This window comes from Yokenella regensburgei (genome assembly GCF_003634235.1).
Lineage (GTDB): Bacteria > Pseudomonadota > Gammaproteobacteria > Enterobacterales > Enterobacteriaceae > Yokenella > Yokenella regensburgei.
Window position 1 is genome coordinate 208,419 of sequence record NZ_RBIZ01000007.1, and the last position, 17,973, is coordinate 226,391.

Here is a 17,973-nt window from a genome sequence, read left to right on the forward strand (position 1 = left end):
TAATCTACTCTTAAAAAGATTTCACCGCGCTATTACGAAAAATTACAAATAATATGCCTTATAAATCTTAAGGCTGCGATTGATGAGTTGTCCTAATACTTTAGACTTGCTCGTATCAGCAGAGTTCAGGTTTCGCCCTTACAATTCATCGATTTAGTAATATTGATAGAAGTCATTGTCGCAATAACGATTCTTCACATCAGCACACAACCAGGAATATTCCTGGTTATTGCCACACTAAACCTGGACTTATTAAGACGTATGAATGCCAGGGGGATCCCCTTACTATCTATTATATACCCTGCAAAGCCGTTCTGATATCCGTGAATAAGTTTGTTTTTGTACATTGAACTATGCAAATGAAAAGGGCCGCTTTCGCGGCCCTTAAAGGTATCAGGATGACTTGTGCTCAACCGAGTGGCTATGCTCAAGATCCTCATTCTTGCTGCTAAAGCGGCGGCGTACCACCACAAAGAACACAGGAACGAAGAAGATAGCCAGCACCGTTGCGGTGACCATCCCGCCCATTACGCCGGTACCTACGGCGTTCTGAGCACCGGAGCCTGCACCGGAACTGATAACCAGCGGCATTACCCCGAGGATAAAGGCCAGAGAGGTCATCAGAATCGGACGTAGACGCATACGAACCGCTTCGAGCGTTGCTTCAATCAGGCCTTTGCCTTCTTTCTCCATCAGGTCTTTGGCGAATTCCACAATCAATATTGCGTTCTTCGCCGACAAGCCAATGGTTGTCAGCAGGCCCACCTGGAAGTAAACGTCGTTCGTCAGACCACGCATGGTCGCGGCCAGCAGTGCGCCAATAACCCCGAGCGGTACTACCAGCATGACCGAGAACGGAATTGACCAGCTCTCATACAATGCTGCCAGACACAGGAAGACCACGATAAGCGAAATCGCATACAGCGATGGCGCCTGGTTGCCGGAGAGACGTTCCTGATAGGACATCCCCGTCCAGTCGTAGCCAATGCCTGAAGGCAGTTTGCTCGCTAACTCTTCCATCATCGCCATGGCTTCACCGGTACTCTTACCCGGAGCCGCCTGACCGAGGATTTCCATCGATGGCAGACCGTTGTAACGTTCCAGACGCGGTGAACCATATTCCCAACGGGAAGTGGAGAAGGCGGAGAACGGCACCATCTGACCAGTGCTACCACGGACGTACCACTTACCGATATCATCCGGCAGCATGCGGTATTTGGCCTCGGACATCAGGTACACCTTCTTAACACGTCCGCGATCGATAAAGTCGTTGACGTAGGTACCGCCCCAGGCAGAGCCCAGCGTGGTGTTGATGTCGCTGATGGAGACGCCAAGCGCCTGCGCTTTTTCCTGATCGATATCGAGTTTGAACTGCGGCGTATCTTCCAGACCGTTAGGACGAACACCGACTAACAGATCAGGATGTTTAGCCACTTCGCCAAACAGCTGGTTACGTGCCTGCGTCAGTTTTTCATGCCCCAGACCGCCCTGGTCAATCAGCTCAAAGTCAAAGCCGGTTGCGGTACCCAGTTCGATAATCGCTGGCAGGTTAAAGGCGAATACCATGCCGTCTTTGATGCCAGCAAAGAAATGGTTGGCGCGTTCAGTGATCGCTTCAACCTTATTCTCTTTACCTTCACGCTGGCTCCAGTCTTTCATGGAAACGAAGGCGATACCGGCGTTCTGCCCACGGCCCGCAAAGCCAAAGCCGTTTACCGTAAACACGGAATTGACGTTGTCTTTTTCCTTGGTCAGGTAGTAATCCGAAACCTGATCGAGGACTTTCTGCGTACGCTCCTGGGTTGCGCCCGCTGGCATTTGCACCATGTTCATGAAGACGCCCTGGTCTTCATCTGGCAGGAACGAACTTGGCAGACGAACGAACAGGTAGGCCATGCCAACCACGATGATGATATAGAGCAGCAGATAACGACCGGTGCTGCGCAGAATGTTACCTACGCTATCGGTGTAGTGATGCGTGCTCTTATCGAACATGCGGTTGAACCAACCGAAGAAGCCTTTTTTACCTTCACCGTGGTCGCCTTTGGCAACCGGCTTCAGCATGGTGGCGCACAGTGCTGGCGTCAGAATCAATGCCACCAGAACCGACAGGGCCATAGCAGAAACGATGGTGATGGAGAACTGACGGTAAATTGCACCGGTAGAACCGCCGAAGAAGGCCATCGGGATGAACACTGCGGAAAGTACCATCGCGATACCGACCAGTGCGCCCTGAATCTGGCCCATCGATTTACGCGTGGCTTCTTTCGGCGGCAGGCCTTCTTCCACCATCACACGTTCAACGTTCTCTACCACCACGATGGCGTCATCCACGAGCAGGCCTATCGCCAACACCATCCCGAACATCGTTAGGGTGTTTATCGAATAGCCAAACGCTGCGAGGATAGCAAAGGTCCCCAACAGAACGACCGGTACCGCGATGGTTGGGATCAACGTCGCGCGGAAGTTCTGCAGGAACAGATACATCACGAGGAATACCAGTACGATCGCTTCAATCAGCGTTTTCACTACTTCGTTAATGGAAATCTTAACGAAAGGCGTGGTGTCGTACGGGTAAACGATTTCAACCCCTGCCGGGAAGAACTGCTCCATACGCGCCAGTTCGGCTTTAATCGCCTTAGCGGTATCGAGGGCGTTCGCGCCGGTGGCCAGTTTAATACCCAGACCGGACGCCGGTTTCCCGTTATACATCGCGATAACGTCGTAGTTTTCACCACCCAGTTCCACTTTCGCGACATCGCGCAGGCGAACCTGAGAACCGTCCTGATTCACTTTCAGCAGAATGTTGCTGAACTCTTTCACGTTAGTCAGACGGGTCTGCGCGGTGATCGAGGCGTTCAGCTGCTGGCCTTTGACCGGCGGCGTACCACCGAGCTGACCGGCTGCAACCTGGGCGTTCTGCGCTTTCAGAGCGTTAATGACGTCAACCGGCGTAAGCTGGAAGTTATTCAGCTTATTCGGATCCATCCAGATACGCATTGCGTACTGCGCACCGAACAGCTGAACGTCACCCACCCCGTTAGTACGGCTGATAGGATCCTTCATGTTTGACGCGACGTAGTCGGACAAGTCATTTTGGTCCATCGTACCGTTGGTGTTGATAACCCCCACAACCATCAGGAAGCTGTTTGACGCTTTCTCAACGCTAACACCCTGCTGCTGCACTTCTTGCGGTAACAGCGGCATTGCTAACTGCAGTTTGTTCTGTACCTGTACCTGAGCGATGTCAGGATCGGTGCCAGAGTCAAAGGTGAGGGTAATGGTCGCCGTACCTGTTGAGTCCCCGTTAGAGGACATATACATCAGGTGGTCGATACCGTTCATATTCTGCTCAATAACCTGAGTTACCGTGTTTTGCACGGTCTCAGCATCCGCCCCAGGGTATGATGCAGTAATCGCAATGGCAGGCGGCGCAATCGTTGGATATTGCGCCACTGGCAGCTTCAGGATGGCAAGCGCCCCTGCCAACATGATGATGATCGCGATAACCCATGCAAATATGGGGCGATCGATAAAAAACTTAGCCATGTCTTAACGGCTCCTGTTTAAGTTAAGACTTAGGTTGTTCAGGCTGGTTGCCGGTGCTGGCTTGTTGATTTTTCTCAGCCTCGACTTCCTGAGCTTTCACCTGAACACCAGGACGCACTTTCTGCAGTCCTGTGATGATGACGCGATCGCCGGTCTTCAGACCTGAAGTTACCAGCCATTTGTCACCAATCGCCTGTGAAGCAACAATCTGACGGAGTTCGACTTTATCGTCTGCACCCACTACCAGTGCGGTAGCGTCGCCGCGCGGTGTACGAGTCACACCTTGCTGCGGAACCATCATTGCATCCGGGTTGGTCCCTTCCTGCAGACGAGCACGAACGAACATGCCAGGCAGCAGCGTATGCTGCGGGTTAGGGAAGATAGCGCGCAGGGTGATTGAACCTGTGGACTGATCGACCGTCACGTCAGAAAACTCCAGCGTACCGTCCTGCGGGAATTTAATGCCGTCGTTCGTCACCAGCTCAACCTTCGCCTTGCCGTTCACCTGTTCCAGCTTGCCGTTGGCCATCTCTTGTTTCAGACGCAGGAACTCATCGCTCGACTGAGTCACGTCAACATAGATAGGATCCAACTGCTGTACGGTCGCCATCGCGGTGGCCTGACCGTTCTGTACCAGGGCACCTTCGGTCACATCAGACTTGCCGATACGGCCGCTGATAGGGGAAGTGACTTTGGTGTACGCCAGATTAATGCGCGCACTTTCAACCGCCGCTTTCGCTGCCACGACGGCAGCGTTAGCCTGTTGCAGCGTCGCTACGGCGTTATCGTAGTCTTGTTGACTGATGTACTGGGTACCCAGCAGTTTCTTATAGCGGTTAACCGTCAGCTGAGCGATGTTGGCAGCAGCTTGCGCTTTCGCCAGGTCGCCTTTTGCACTGTCATAGGTTGCCTGATAGGTGGCAGGATCAATCTGGTAAAGTGAAACGCCCGCTTCAATATCGCTACCTTCCACGAAATTACGCTTCAGGATGATGCCGCTGACCTGAGGGCGAACTTCCGCAACGCGATACGCGCTGGTACGTCCAGGGAGTTCCGTCGTTATCTGTAGAGGTCCAGACTTGAGCGTTACGACGCCAACTTCTGGCATCTGATGCGCTCCTTGTTGAGCCGATTTGTCGTCACATCCTGTTAGCGCTACGCTGCCTGCAAGCATCAGAACGATCGCCAGAGGCGTTAACCCTCTGTTTTTGTTCATATGTAAACCTCTAGTGTCCGATTTCAAATTGATCAATGGATCAAATGTCCACAAACCCATGTTTATATTATCGTCGTGCTATGGTACAAACATTCACAAATGTATGTAAATCTAACCTCTGTAAATTCACTGACATATGGCACGAAAAACCAAACAACAGGCGCTGGAAACACGACAACACATCCTGGATGTCGCGCTGCGCTTGTTTTCTCAGCAAGGGGTATCATCTACCTCGCTGGCGGAGATTGCAAAATCCGCGGGGGTTACGCGCGGAGCTATCTACTGGCATTTCAAGAACAAATCAGATTTGTTCAGTGAAATTTGGGAGCTGTCAGAATCCAGCATTAGCGATCTAGAGACTGAGTATCGGGCAAAATTCCCCGGCGATCCACTCTCAGTTTTAAGGGAAATATTAGTCTATATTCTTGAAGCTACAGTTATTGAAGAGCGTCGTCGTCTGATGACGGAAATCATTTACCACAAATGTGAGTTCGTTGGCGAGATGGCCGTCGTGCAGGAGGCGCAGCGTAGCCTCTGCTTACAAAGCTACGATCGTATCGAGCAGGTTCTCTTGGATTGTATGAAAGCGAAGCAGCTCCCGGCGGATTTACTCACCCGGCGTGCCGCGGTGCTGATGCGCGCCTGGGTCTCCGGGCTCATGGAAAACTGGCTGTTTGCCCCCCAGTCGTTCGATCTGCAGCATGAAGCGCGGGCCTATGTGGCCATCATGCTCGAAATGTATCAGTTCTGCCCCACGCTTCGCACACCGGTTTCTCCCCCCGCTGGATGATACCAGCCCGTTAACGACCTGGAATTATCTTATCAACAGCGTCTATTCCGCTGTTAGCAGAAGTGCTATTCTTCGCCGGGCGACTAGCCCCGGACTTCCCGGTTTCTGCAATTATTCTTGATAACACTATGCTGCATTCAATTCGTTGGCGAAACACGCTTACAGCACTGTTCGTGCTGTCCATCAGCTTCTTTGCTTTGACGTCGGTGGGGTATGCCCGCGCCGGAGCCAATGACCTGCCCGATCGCGCGGATGTTCAGGCCCAGTTAAACACCCTGAACAAGCAAAAAGAGCTGACCCCGCAAGATAAGCAGGTCATGCAGGATCTTAATCAGACGCTGCAGACGCTGGATAAGCTTGACCGTGTGAAAGAAGAGACCGCCGCGCTTAAGCAACAGGTTGCGCAGGCACCAGCGAAACTGCGTCAGGCGACAGATAGCCTGAATGCACTCAGCGATGTGGACAGCGACGAGGAAACCCGCAAAACGCTGAGCACCTTGTCGCTGCGCCAGCTGGAAGCCCGGGTCACCGATATGCTGGACCAGTTGCAAACCGCACAAAGCGACCTTGCCACCTACAACAGTCAACTGGTGTCGCTGCAAACCCAGCCAGAACGCGTGCAAAACGCCATGTACACGGCCTCGCAGCAGCTTCAACAGATTCGTAACCGCCTGAACGGAACTGCGGTTGAAGAAGCCGCTTTGCGTCCCAGCCAGCAAACCCTGCTGCTGGCCCAGCAGGCATTGCTCAACGCGCAGATAGATCAGCAGCGTAAGAGCCTTGAAGGTAACACTACGCTGCAGGATACCCTGCAAAAACAACGCGATTACGTCACCGCCAACAGCAACCGTCTGGAACACCAGCTGCAGTTACTGCAGGAAGCGGTGAACAGTAAACGTCTGACCCTGACGGAAAAAACCGCCCAGGAGGCCGTAACGCCGGATGAAACCGCGCGCATTCAGGCCAACCCGCTGGTTAAACAAGAGCTGGATATCAACCATCAGCTGAGCCAGCGCCTCATCACGGCCACTGAAAATGGTAACCAGCTGGTTCAGCAGAACATCAAAGTCAAAAACTGGCTGGACCGTGCGCTGCAGTCCGAACGCAATATCAAAGAACAGATTGCAGTGCTGAAGGGGAGCCTGCTGCTGTCGCGTATCCTCTACCAGCAGCAGCAGACGCTGCCGTCGGCAGACGAACTGCAGGACATGACCAACCGCATCGCCGATTTACGTCTGGAGCAGTTCGACGTCAACCAGCAGCGCGATGCCCTGTTCCAGAGCGATGCCTTTGTCGCTAAGGTGGAAGAGGGGCACAGCGCGGATGTGAACCCGGAGGTTCACGATGCGCTACTGCAGATTGTCGATATGCGCCGCGAACTGCTCGATCAGTTCAACAAGCAGTTGGGTAACCAGCTGATGATGGCTATCAACCTGCAGATCAACCAGCAGCAGCTGGTGAGCGTCTCGAAGAACCTCAAAGAGATCCTTACCCAGCAGATTTTCTGGGTGAACAGCAACAAACCCATGGACTGGGATTGGGTTAAATCCTTCCCGAAAGCGCTGAAAGACCAGTTTAAGGCGATGAAAATTACCGTTAACTGGGAAAAGGCGTGGCCGGCGGTGTTTGTCGCCTTCCTCGCCGGTTTACCGCTGCTGCTGATTGCCGGGCTCATTCGCTGGCGTCTTGGCTGGCTGCGCGCATATCAGCAAAAGCTGGCGTCCCAGGTCGGACAACTGCGCAATGACACTCAGTTGCATACCCCGAAAGCGATTCTTATCGACCTGATTCGGGCGCTGCCGGTGGTGATGATCATTCTGGCGGTAGGGCTTATCCTGCTGACCATGCAGCTCAATATCAGCGACCTGCTGTGGGCGTTCAGTAAGAAACTGGCGTTGTTCTGGCTGGTGTTCGGTCTGTGCTGGAAGGTGCTCGAAAAAGACGGCGTGGCGGTGACTCACTTCAATATGCCACCGGAGCTCACCAGCCACTGGCGTCGACAGATTGTCCGCGTCAGCCTTGCGCTCCTGCCGCTGCACTTCTGGTCGGTAGTCTCCGAGCTGTCGCCACTGCATTTGATGGATGACGTGCTGGGGCAGTTTGTCATTCTGCTGAACCTGCTGCTTATCGCCGTGCTCATCTGGCCGATGTGCCGTGACGCCTGGCGTGACAAAGAGTCTCACAGCCTGCGTCTTATCACCGTGACCGTGCTGGCGATTGTCCCTATTGCGCTGATGGTGCTGACCGCGACCGGCTACTTCTATACCACGCTGCGTCTGGCGGGGCGCTGGATTGAGACCGTTTATCTGGTCATTCTCTGGAACCTGCTGTATCAGACGGTGCTGCGCGGTCTGAGCGTCGCGGCGCGCCGTATTGCCTATCGTCGTGCGCTTGCCCGTCGTCAGCACATCGTCAAAGAGGGTGCCGAAGGGGCCGAGCCGCAGGAAGAGCCCACCATGGCGCTTGAGCAGGTTAACCAGCAGACGCTGCGTATCACCATGCTGGTGATGGTGGCGCTATTTGGCGTGATGTTCTGGGCGATTTGGTCCGATCTCATCACCGTGTTTGCTTATCTCGACAGCATTACGCTGTGGCAATACAACGGTACGGAAGCAGGTGTCAGCGTGATGAAGAGCGTCACGCTCGGTAGTCTGCTCTTCGCTATCATTGCCTCGATGGTCGCCTGGGCGCTTATCCGCAACCTGCCGGGCCTGCTGGAGGTTATCGTCCTCTCCAGGCTCAACATGCGGCAGGGGGCTTCGTACGCGATAACCACTATCCTCAACTACGTCATTATTGCGGCAGGCGCGATGACGGTGTTTGGATCGCTTGGCGTCTCGTGGGACAAACTGCAATGGCTGGCGGCAGCGCTGTCGGTAGGTCTTGGTTTTGGCTTGCAGGAGATCTTCGGTAACTTCGTCTCGGGCCTGATTATTCTCTTCGAGCGCCCGGTGCGTATTGGCGATACCGTCACCATCGGGACCTTCTCCGGGACGGTCAGCAAGATCCGTATTCGTGCGACGACCATTACCGATTTTGACCGTAAAGAAGTGATCATTCCGAACAAAGCGTTTGTGACCGAGCGTCTCATCAACTGGTCGCTGTCCGATACCATCACCCGCGTGGTTATCCGCCTTGGCGTGGCCTATGGCTCGGATCTCGATAAGGTGAAAGAGGTGTTACTGAAGGCGGCACATGAGCACTCGAAAGTCATGCCGGATCCGGCACCTTCGGTCTTCTTCACCACGTTCGGCGCCAGCACGCTGGATCACGAACTGCGCCTCTATGTGCGCGAGCTGCGCGATCGTAGCTATACGGTGGATGAACTCAACCGCGCCATCGATCGCCTGTGCCGTGAAAACGGGATCGACATCGCCTTCAACCAGCTTGAAGTTCACCTGAGAAATGAAAAAGGTGATGAAGTGACGGAAGTGAAGCGCGAAGTGAAGGGCGACGACCCGACACCGGCCTGATTCTGCGCTATAACGGCTCCTTTCCCGATGGGGGTGGAGTCGTTTTCATTTTGTTCTCGTAATCCCGTTTTACTATTTCCAGCGCGCTCAGCACCGTTTGTGGGGCGATGGCGTGCTCTTCCAGCAGCATAATCAGATCGACCGCCAGTTTGACGTCATCCGGGGCTTTTTCCAGCGACATATTCTCTCCTTTGTTAGCGCGTCATGCGCGCAATAACCGCATCAATACCCTGCAATGCCTTGCGGCAGCGGGTGAGCCTGCCGTTAAAAGCCTCAACTTCACGCGTCAGGCGCTGCTGTTCGGTGAAATCCTGCGTCTGTGCCAGTTGCCGCTGGCGTTCCTGGGTCATCTCCAGCAGACGGCGCTCATACTCCTGATGCTGCAGGCGCTTGCGCTGCCAGCGAATCAGTGACGGCGAACCGCTGTCCCACGAACGCAGTGACCAGGCCGCAGTTTCTCGGGAGATCGCCTCCACCTGCGCTGCCAGCCGTTCCGTCAGCCAGACAATTTGCGGCAACTGCTGCTTCTCAATGGCCTGTTTCAGCGCCGTCAGATGATGGCGCGTTTCTTCCAGGCAGTCCTGCAAAAGCGGGCTGCGGGTCTGAAACAGCTGCCGGTCGAAGCGGGGGCCGAGCGTCGCAAAATGCGCCAGCGGGCCAACGCGTGCTTCAAGCTGCGCAAGCTGCTGTTCAAGGGTATGTAAAAGTAAATCAGTTTTCACATCGGCCTTCCGATTCCGGCTCCGGTTTATGCTACATTAGCGGCTAAATTTGATAACGATTCTCATCATGCAACGGACTATTTTAATCATCATTGGCTGGTTAGCGGTAGCCCTTGGCACATTGGGGGTCGTATTGCCGTTGTTGCCGACGACGCCGTTTATTCTGCTGGCCGCCTGGTGCTTTGCCCGTTCATCACCCCGTTTTCATCACTGGCTGCTGTACCGCTCCTGGTTTGGCGGTTATCTCCGTTTCTGGCAGCAGCATAAAGCAATGCCAAAAGGCGCCAAACCACGCGCTATTCTTCTGATTTTAGTCACTTTCGCGGTTTCATTATGGCTGGTGAAAATGGCATGGGTCAGAATTTTGCTGTTGGTTATCCTAAGCTGCTTGCTGTTTTTTATGTGGCGTATTCCCGTCGTTGATAAAAAACAACAAAAACCAGAAAGCTGACGAATGACGGTTGCAATTCTCACCCGCAGCCAGTAAATTCGGGCGTTTTCGAGTACGGGTGCGACTGGTCAAAGGTTGAGCGAAACTCCCTTCTGATACCGTTATCGCGCGCCGTTTAGCAACATCGTTTTTATCAGGCACACTCTTATGACCGCGACTGCACAGCAGCTTGAATATCTGAAAAACAGCATCAAAAGCGTCCAGGACTATCCAAAACCTGGCATCCTGTTCCGGGACGTCACCAGTTTGCTGGAAGATCCGAAAGCCTATGCGCTGAGCATTGAACTGCTCACCGAGCGTTACAAAGACGCAGGTATCACCAAAGTCGTCGGCACCGAAGCGCGTGGTTTTCTGTTTGGCGCGCCGGTAGCTCTGGCCATGGGCGTCGGTTTTGTTCCGGTGCGCAAACCGGGCAAACTGCCGCGCGAAACCATTTCCGAAAGCTACGAGCTTGAGTACGGTACCGATAAGCTGGAAATTCATACCGATGCCATCAAACCGGGCGACAAAGTGCTGGTGGTGGACGATCTGCTGGCAACCGGCGGCACCATTGAAGCCACCGTGAAGCTTATTCGTCGTCTGGGCGGAGAAGTAAATGATGCCGCCTTCATCATCAACCTGTTCGATCTGGGCGGCGAGCAGCGCCTCGAGAGCCAGGGGATTAACTGTTATAGCCTCGTACCATTCCCGGGACACTGATCAGGCTATCTTATTTGCCATTTTGCCCCCGGGCAGTGCTCAAAATCCTCACGTACTCCAGGTACGCTCCGGTTTTTCCGCGCTGTCCGAATCCAAACTGGCTGCAACGATAACGCCTGATTTATCAGTTCCCGAGACACAGCCTCGCGGTCACCGCGAGGCTGTGTTAGCATTACTCTCCGACTATCCACCTTCCAGCGTTTCAGAGCCTGCCCATGAGTTATCAGGTCTTAGCCCGAAAATGGCGACCACAAACCTTTGCTGACGTTGTCGGCCAGGAACATGTGCTGACCGCCCTGGCGAATGGCTTATCGTTAGGGCGTATTCATCACGCGTATCTCTTCTCCGGCACCCGTGGCGTCGGTAAGACCTCTATTGCCCGCTTGCTGGCGAAGGGGCTTAACTGCGAATCCGGGATCACCGCGACGCCGTGCGGCGTGTGCGATAACTGCCGTGAAATCGAGCAGGGGCGCTTTGTCGATCTGATTGAGATCGATGCGGCGTCGCGAACCAAAGTTGAAGATACCCGCGATCTGCTGGATAACGTCCAGTACGCCCCGGCGCGCGGCCGCTTTAAAGTCTATCTGATCGATGAAGTGCACATGCTCTCGCGTCACAGCTTTAACGCGCTGTTGAAAACGCTGGAAGAGCCGCCATCGCACGTCAAATTCCTGCTGGCGACCACCGATCCGCAAAAGCTGCCGGTGACCATTCTCTCCCGTTGCCTGCAATTCCATCTGAAGGCGCTGGACGTAGAGCAGATCCGTCACCAGCTCGAGCATATTCTCGCCGAAGAGCATATCGAGTCTGAACCACGGGCGTTACAGCTGCTGGCGCGCGCCGCCGACGGCAGCCTGCGTGATGCACTGAGCCTCACCGATCAGGCGATTGCCAGCGGGGAAGGCCAGCTGACCACCGAAGCCGTGAGCCAGATGCTCGGCACCCTCGACGACTCACAGGCGCTGTCGATTGTTGAGGCGCTGGTCGCCGCCGACGGCGAGCGCGTGATGAACCTCGTTAACGATGCCGCCCAGCGCGGCGTTGAGTGGGAGGCGCTGCTGGTAGAAATGCAAAGCCTGCTGCACCGTGTCGCAATGGTCCAGCTGTCGCCATCGGCGCTGGGTACAGATATGGCAGCCGTTGAGCAGCGGATGCGCGAACTGGCGCGAACCGTACCGCCCACGGATGTTCAGCTCTACTATCAGACCATGCTGGTAGGGCGCAAAGAGTTGCCCTATGCGCCAGACAGGCGGATGGGTATTGAAATGACGCTGCTGCGCGCGCTGGCATTCCACCCGCGCCAGCCGCTGCCAGAGCCGGAGGTTCAGGCGCAGTCTTTTGCGCCCGTCGCGCCAACGGCGGTGCTGAACCCTAATCAGGTTCCCGTGCAAAGCCCGGCGGCCCCGGCATATCAGAACGAATCGCTACCGGACTCCACGAGTCAGGTGCTGGCAGCCCGTAACCAGCTGCAACGCACCCAGGGAGCGACCAAAGCAAAAAAGAGTGAACCGGCAGCCGCTTCCCGCGCGCGGCCGGTGAATAACGCTGCGCTGGAAAGACTGGCATCCGTGACGGAGCGCGTTCAGGCGCGTCCGGCTCCTGCCGCGCTTGAGCAGCAGAAAGCGGTGAAGAAAGAGGCGTACCGCTGGAAGGCCACCACGATTGTCGAAACCGTGAAAGAAGAGGTGGCCACGCCGAAGGCGCTGAAAAAAGCGCTGGAGCACGAGAAAACGCCAGAGCTGGCGGCTAAGCTTGCGGCAGAGGCCATCGAACGCGATGCCTGGGCGGCAGAGGTCAGCCAGCTCCAGCTACCGAAATTGGTTGAGCAGGTGGCGCTCAACGCGTGGAAAGAGCAGACCGGCAATCAGGTTTGTCTGCACTTACGGCCAACGCAACGTCACCTGAACTCGGCCGGTGCGCAAAAAGCGCTGGCTGAGGCAATGTCGACGCTGCAGGGTGCGCCCGTTGAATTAACCATCACAGAAGATGATAATCCAACTCACCGCACGCCGCTGGAGTGGCGACAGGCCATTTACGAAGAAAAGCTCGCGCAGGCGCGCGAGGCCATGATTGCGGATAGCAACATTCAGACGCTGCGTCGATTCTTCGATGCGGACCTGGATGAAGAGAGTATTCGCCCCATTTGACCGTAAGCCTGGCTTGCGGGTCGATATCACCATCAATGAGAGAGAAGCCTATGTTTGGTAAAGGCGGTCTGGGTAACCTGATGAAACAGGCCCAGCAGATGCAAGACAAAATGCAGAAAATGCAGGAAGAAATCGCTCAACTGGAAGTGACCGGCGAGTCTGGTGCTGGCCTGGTTAAGGTGACCATTAACGGTGCGCACAACTGCCGTCGCGTGGAAATCGATCCGAGCCTGCTCGAAGACGACAAAGATATGCTGGAAGATCTGGTCGCTGCTGCATTCAACGATGCTGCTCGCCGTATCGACGAAACTCAGAAAGAAAAAATGGCCTCTGTTTCCTCCGGTATGCAGCTGCCGCCGGGCTTTAAGATGCCGTTCTGATGCAAACCAGCCCGCTGTTAACCCAGCTAATGGAAGCGCTGCGTTGCCTGCCGGGCGTTGGCCCGAAGTCAGCACAGCGCATGGCGTTTACGCTGTTGCAGCGCGATCGCAGCGGCGGCATGCGCCTGGCGCAGGCGCTGACGCGTGCGATGTCAGAAATTGGTCATTGTGCGGACTGCCGTACTTTTACCGAGCAGGAAGTGTGTAACATCTGTACGAATCCGCGTCGCCAGGAAAACGGCCAGATCTGCGTGGTGGAGAGTCCTGCGGACATCTACGCCATTGAGCAGACCGGGCAGTTCTCCGGCCGCTACTTTGTGCTGATGGGGCATCTTTCCCCGCTGGACGGGATTGGCCCGGACGATATCGGCCTCGACAGGCTCGAACAGCGTCTGGCGTCGGAAACGCTGACCGAAGTGATTCTGGCAACCAACCCGACCGTTGAAGGTGAAGCTACCGCTAACTATATTGCTGCGCTTTGTGCGCAATATGGCGTGGAAGCCAGCCGTATCGCCCACGGCGTACCGGTGGGCGGCGAGCTGGAGATGGTTGACGGCACCACGCTGTCGCACTCTCTGGCCGGGCGTCACAAGATTAAATTCTGACCAAACGGAGGCCAAAACGCTGGCCTCCGCTTGAAATTCTCTTTGCGTATCCCCATCTCCTCCTCAACGCTTTTTTCTTACTGTTACCTGTTTTCGTTGAGGTATTCCAAACATGAAAGGACAAGAGACCCGCGGCTTTCAGTCTGAAGTAAAACAACTTCTGCACCTGATGATCCACTCTCTGTATTCGAATAAAGAAATCTTCCTGCGTGAGCTTATCTCTAACGCCTCTGATGCGGCCGACAAGCTGCGCTTCCGCGCGCTGTCTAACCCGGATCTGTACGAGGGCGACGGTGAACTGCGCGTTCGCGTCTCCTTTGATCAGGCTAACCGCACCCTGACCATCGCCGACAACGGCATCGGTATGACCCGCGATGAGGTCATTGATCATCTGGGTACGATTGCCAAGTCCGGCACCAAAGCCTTCCTCGAATCCATGGGCTCTGACCAGGCGAAAGACAGCCAGCTTATCGGTCAGTTTGGCGTGGGCTTCTACTCGGCGTTTATCGTCGCCGACAAAGTGACCGTCCGCACCCGTGCCGCTGGTGAAAGCGCTGAAAACGGCGTGTTCTGGGAGTCCCAGGGCGAAGGTGAGTACACCGTTGCCGACATCAATAAAGCCGATCGCGGTACCGAAATCACCCTGCATCTGCGTGAAGGCGAAGATGATTTCCTGAACGACTGGCGCGTACGCTCGATCATCAGCAAATACTCCGATCATATCGCGCTGCCGGTAGAGATTGAAAAACAGGAAGAGAAAGACGGTGAAACCGTGGTTTCCTGGGAGAAAATCAACAAGGCGCAGGCGCTGTGGACCCGTAACAAGTCGGAAATCAAAGACGACGAGTACAACGAATTCTACAAGCATATTGCTCACGACTTTACTGACCCGCTGACCTGGAGCCACAACCGTGTGGAAGGTAAGCAGGAGTACACCAGCCTGCTGTACATTCCGTCGCAGGCACCGTGGGACATGTGGAACCGCGATCACAAGCACGGCCTGAAGCTGTACGTGCAGCGCGTGTTCATCATGGACGACGCTGAGCAGTTTATGCCGAACTATCTGCGTTTCGTGCGCGGCCTGATAGATTCCAACGATCTGCCGCTGAACGTATCGCGTGAGATCCTGCAGGACAGCACCGTGACCCGTAACCTGCGTACGGCGCTCACCAAGCGTGCGCTGCAGATGCTGGAGAAACTGGCGAAAGACGACAGCGAAAAATATCAGACCTTCTGGAAGCAGTTCGGCCTGGTGCTGAAAGAGGGCCCGGCGGAAGACAGCGCCAACGCGCAGACTATTGCGAAGCTGCTGCGTTTTGCGTCTACCCACACCGACTCCTCTGCCCAGACCGTGTCGCTGGAAGAGTACATCTCCCGCATGAAAGAAGGGCAGGAGAAGATTTACTACATCACCGCCGACAGCTATGCGGCCGCGAAGAGCAGCCCGCACCTGGAGCTGCTGCGTAAGAAAGGCATCGAAGTGCTGCTGCTGTCTGACCGCATCGACGAGTGGATGATGAGCTATCTGACCGAGTTCGACGGCAAAGCGTTCCAGTCTGTGGCGAAAGCGGACGACTCCATCGATAAGCTCGCTGATGAAGTGGACGAAAGCGCGAAAGAAGCGGAAAAAGCGCTGACGCCGTTCGTTGAGCGTGTGAAAACCCTGCTGGGAGACCGCGTGAAAGAGGTGCGTCTGACGCATCGTCTGACCGACACCCCGGCGATTGTCACCACCGACGCGGACGAAATGAGCACCCAGATGGCAAAACTGTTTGCCGCTGCGGGTCAGGCCGTACCGGAAGTGAAATACCTGTTCGAACTGAACCCGGATCACCCGCTGGTGAAACGCGCCGCCGATACCCAGGACGAAGCGCAGTTCAGCGAGTGGGTTGAACTGCTGCTCGATCAGGCGCTGTTTGCCGAGCGCGGTACGCTTGAAGATCCGAACCAGTTCATCCGTCGTATGAACCAACTGCTGGTGTCCTAAGCCTTCCCCTCACCCTAACCCTCTCCCCGTGGGAGAGGGTCGGGGTGAGAGCATCAAACCTCCCGCTACGCAAAATATCTGACCATTAACCGTTTCAGCCGTGAGGCCTTCCTTGAGCCATCGGCGTTCTGGTGGTATGGTTTAGCGCTTTTTGAATAATTAAATCGACTTTTGAGGGGATTTTCGCAATGCGTATTATTCTGCTTGGCGCTCCGGGCGCGGGTAAGGGAACTCAGGCTCAGTTCATCATGGAGAAGTACGGTATTCCGCAGATCTCCACCGGTGATATGCTTCGCGCCGCGGTAAAATCTGGCTCAGAGCTGGGTAAACAAGCAAAAGACATCATGGACGCCGGTAAACTGGTTACTGATGAACTGGTTATCGCGTTGGTGAAAGAACGCATTGCACAGGAAGATTGCCGCAACGGTTTCCTGCTGGACGGCTTCCCGCGTACTATTCCGCAGGCAGACGCCATGAAAGAAGCGGGTATCAACGTTGACTACGTACTGGAGTTCGACGTACCGGACGAGCTGATCGTTGACCGTATTATTGGTCGTCGCGTACACGCAGCTTCTGGCCGCGTTTACCACATCAAATTCAATCCGCCGAAGGTAGAAGGCAAAGACGACGTGACCGGCGAAGAGCTGACCACCCGTAAAGACGATCAGGAAGAGACCGTGCGTAAGCGCCTGGTGGAATACCATCAGATGACCGCGCCGCTGATTGGCTACTACTCCAAAGAAGCACAGGCGGGTAACACCAAATACGCTAAAGTTGACGGCACCAAAGCCGTGACTGACGTGCGCGCAGAGCTGGAAAAAATCCTCGGCTAATCGGTAAAATTGCCGGATGGCGGCGTAAACGCCTTATCCGGCAACACCTCTCGCAGCAATTAGTTTTTCTTCCCCGCTTTTCAGCTACAATTATCAGCCATTTAGACGATTAAGAGGCGGTAATGCGTCAGACGAAAACCGGCATTCTGTTAGCCAACCTCGGCACCCCCGATGCACCAACTCCTGCGGCGGTAAAACGCTATCTGCGACAGTTCTTAAGCGACTCGCGCGTGGTGGATACGCCACGGCTGCTGTGGTGGCCGCTGCTGCGTGGCGCAATTTTGCCCATTCGCTCCCCGCGCGTGGCAAAGCTGTATCAGTCGGTCTGGATGGAAGGCGGTTCACCGTTGATGGTTTATAGTCGCCAGCAGCAGCAGGCCCTGGCCGCACGTCTGCCAGACACTCCGGTGGCGCTGGGGATGAGCTATGGCTCTCCGTCGCTGGCAAGCGCGGTAGAGGAGCTACTGGCGCAGAAGGTGGATCATATTGTCGTACTGCCGCTGTACCCACAGTATTCCTGCTCCACCGTTGCCGCGGTGTGGGACGAACTGGGGCGCATTCTGGCGACTAAACGCCATATCCCGGGCATTTCGTTTATCCGCGACTACGCCGATAACCAGGCCTATATTCAGGCGCTGGTGGCAAGTGCCAGAGCCTCGTTCGAAAAACACGGTGAGCCGGACGTGCTGCTGCTCTCCTATCACGGCATTCCGCAGCGTTATGCCGATGAGGGCGACGACTATCCGCAGCGCTGTCGTGATACCACCCGTGAGCTGGTTAATGCGCTTGGGATCTCCCCGGATCGTGTGATAATGACCTACCAGTCGCGCTTTGGCCGTGAGCCGTGGCTGACGCCTTACACCGATGGAACGCTGAAAATGCTGGGTGAGAAGGGCGTAAACCATGTTCAGGTGATGTGTCCGGGCTTCTCCGCTGATTGTCTGGAGACGCTGGAGGAAATTGCCGTACAGAACCGGGAGTTCTTCCTTGAGGCCGGCGGCAAGAAATATGAGTACATTCCCGCGCTTAACGCCGATCCTGCGCATATTGAGATGATGGTGAGTTTGACCGCACCCTATCGGTGATCGCGTGCGGCTGGGGGGATATGTTATTATTCCCCG

The 17,973-nt window shown here is 55.3% G+C and carries 14 protein-coding genes and 1 other annotated feature; of the genes, 10 read left to right on the forward strand and 4 right to left on the reverse strand.

Annotated elements, in window-relative coordinates; genetic code table 11:
* Nucleotides 1-393: 393 nt before the first annotated feature.
* A complete protein-coding gene (gene acrB, locus C7387_RS21075) occupies nucleotides 394-3,549 on the reverse strand; it encodes a multidrug efflux RND transporter permease subunit AcrB (protein ID WP_006818851.1) in 3,156 nt (1,051 codons plus the stop codon).
* Between the two features lie 22 nt (nucleotides 3,550-3,571).
* Nucleotides 3,572-4,765, reverse strand: a complete 1,194-nt coding sequence (acrA, locus tag C7387_RS21080) for a multidrug efflux RND transporter periplasmic adaptor subunit AcrA (RefSeq protein WP_038254373.1) — start codon at nucleotides 4,763-4,765, stop codon at nucleotides 3,572-3,574.
* A 136-nt stretch (nucleotides 4,766-4,901) separates the two neighbouring features.
* On the opposite strand from acrA, the gene acrR reads away from it, so the two are divergent.
* Together acrR and mscK are read left to right on the forward strand one after the other, a co-directional pair.
* The gene (gene acrR, locus C7387_RS21085; RefSeq protein WP_120817420.1) at nucleotides 4,902-5,555 is read left to right on the forward strand and encodes a multidrug efflux transporter transcriptional repressor AcrR; all 654 of its coding nucleotides are present in this window, start codon (nucleotides 4,902-4,904) and stop codon (nucleotides 5,553-5,555) included.
* Nucleotides 5,556-5,683: 128 nt separating this feature from the next.
* A complete protein-coding gene (gene mscK / locus C7387_RS21090) occupies nucleotides 5,684-9,028 on the forward strand; it encodes a mechanosensitive channel MscK (protein WP_040903384.1) in 3,345 nt (1,114 codons plus the stop codon).
* 7 nt (nucleotides 9,029-9,035) lie between these two features.
* Here the strand turns inward: mscK and rsmS are convergent, their stop codons facing one another.
* Complete coding sequence (rsmS, locus tag C7387_RS21095) at nucleotides 9,036-9,209, reverse strand: pleiotropic regulatory protein RsmS (RefSeq protein WP_120817421.1); 174 nt, start codon at nucleotides 9,207-9,209, stop codon at nucleotides 9,036-9,038.
* A gap of 13 nt (nucleotides 9,210-9,222) precedes the next feature.
* A complete protein-coding gene (gene priC / locus C7387_RS21100) occupies nucleotides 9,223-9,750 on the reverse strand; it encodes a primosomal replication protein N'' (protein WP_120817422.1) in 528 nt (175 codons plus the stop codon).
* 67 nt (nucleotides 9,751-9,817) lie between these two features.
* Here priC and C7387_RS21105 point away from each other — a divergent pair, with 67 nt between their 5' ends.
* The 8 genes from C7387_RS21105 (at nucleotide 9,818) to hemH (ending at nucleotide 17,937) form a co-directional block, all read left to right on the forward strand.
* Complete coding sequence (locus tag C7387_RS21105; protein ID WP_120817423.1) at nucleotides 9,818-10,201, forward strand: DUF454 family protein; 384 nt, start codon at nucleotides 9,818-9,820, stop codon at nucleotides 10,199-10,201.
* Between the two features lie 147 nt (nucleotides 10,202-10,348).
* On the forward strand, nucleotides 10,349-10,900 hold the full coding sequence (gene apt, locus C7387_RS21110; RefSeq protein WP_038254383.1) for an adenine phosphoribosyltransferase: 552 nt from the start codon (nucleotides 10,349-10,351) through the stop codon (nucleotides 10,898-10,900).
* Between the two features lie 215 nt (nucleotides 10,901-11,115).
* Nucleotides 11,116-13,047, forward strand: a complete 1,932-nt coding sequence (dnaX, locus tag C7387_RS21115; protein WP_120817424.1) for a DNA polymerase III subunit gamma/tau — start codon at nucleotides 11,116-11,118, stop codon at nucleotides 13,045-13,047.
* Nucleotides 12,377-12,441 (forward strand) — a sequence feature (DnaX frameshifting element). It overlaps the preceding gene by 65 nt.
* A 50-nt stretch (nucleotides 13,048-13,097) precedes the next feature.
* Nucleotides 13,098-13,427: a YbaB/EbfC family nucleoid-associated protein gene (locus C7387_RS21120; RefSeq protein WP_038254386.1), complete on the forward strand. Its 330-nt coding sequence runs from the start codon at nucleotides 13,098-13,100 to the stop codon at nucleotides 13,425-13,427.
* A complete protein-coding gene (gene recR / locus C7387_RS21125; protein ID WP_006818861.1) occupies nucleotides 13,427-14,032 on the forward strand; it encodes a recombination mediator RecR in 606 nt (201 codons plus the stop codon). Before C7387_RS21120 ends, recR begins: the two co-directional genes overlap by 1 nt.
* Before the next feature lie 112 nt (nucleotides 14,033-14,144).
* On the forward strand, nucleotides 14,145-16,019 hold the full coding sequence (gene htpG, locus C7387_RS21130; RefSeq protein ID WP_006818863.1) for a molecular chaperone HtpG: 1,875 nt from the start codon (nucleotides 14,145-14,147) through the stop codon (nucleotides 16,017-16,019).
* 188 nt (nucleotides 16,020-16,207) lie between these two features.
* A complete protein-coding gene (gene adk / locus C7387_RS21135; RefSeq protein ID WP_006818864.1) occupies nucleotides 16,208-16,852 on the forward strand; it encodes an adenylate kinase in 645 nt (214 codons plus the stop codon).
* 122 nt (nucleotides 16,853-16,974) lie between these two features.
* Nucleotides 16,975-17,937, forward strand: a complete 963-nt coding sequence (gene hemH / locus C7387_RS21140; RefSeq protein WP_006818865.1) for a ferrochelatase — start codon at nucleotides 16,975-16,977, stop codon at nucleotides 17,935-17,937.
* Nucleotides 17,938-17,973 lie beyond the last annotated feature (36 nt).

Bases quoted from the DNA above. Each gene is read 5' to 3' on its own strand.
- acrB (WP_006818851.1), bottom strand. From the start codon at position 3,549: ATGGCTAAGTTTTTTATCGATCGCCCCATATTTGCATGGGTTATCGCG.
- acrA (WP_038254373.1), bottom strand. From the start codon at position 4,765: ATGAACAAAAACAGAGGGTTAACGCCTCTGGCGATCGTTCTGATGCTT.
- acrR (WP_120817420.1), top strand. From the start codon at position 4,902: ATGGCACGAAAAACCAAACAACAGGCGCTGGAAACACGACAACACATC.
- mscK (WP_040903384.1), top strand. From the start codon at position 5,684: ATGCTGCATTCAATTCGTTGGCGAAACACGCTTACAGCACTGTTCGTG.
- rsmS (WP_120817421.1), bottom strand. From the start codon at position 9,209: ATGTCGCTGGAAAAAGCCCCGGATGACGTCAAACTGGCGGTCGATCTG.
- C7387_RS21105 (WP_120817423.1), top strand. From the start codon at position 9,818: ATGCAACGGACTATTTTAATCATCATTGGCTGGTTAGCGGTAGCCCTT.
- apt (WP_038254383.1), top strand. From the start codon at position 10,349: ATGACCGCGACTGCACAGCAGCTTGAATATCTGAAAAACAGCATCAAA.
- dnaX (WP_120817424.1), top strand. From the start codon at position 11,116: ATGAGTTATCAGGTCTTAGCCCGAAAATGGCGACCACAAACCTTTGCT.
- C7387_RS21120 (WP_038254386.1), top strand. From the start codon at position 13,098: ATGTTTGGTAAAGGCGGTCTGGGTAACCTGATGAAACAGGCCCAGCAG.
- recR (WP_006818861.1), top strand. From the start codon at position 13,427: ATGCAAACCAGCCCGCTGTTAACCCAGCTAATGGAAGCGCTGCGTTGC.
- htpG (WP_006818863.1), top strand. From the start codon at position 14,145: ATGAAAGGACAAGAGACCCGCGGCTTTCAGTCTGAAGTAAAACAACTT.
- adk (WP_006818864.1), top strand. From the start codon at position 16,208: ATGCGTATTATTCTGCTTGGCGCTCCGGGCGCGGGTAAGGGAACTCAG.
- hemH (WP_006818865.1), top strand. From the start codon at position 16,975: ATGCGTCAGACGAAAACCGGCATTCTGTTAGCCAACCTCGGCACCCCC.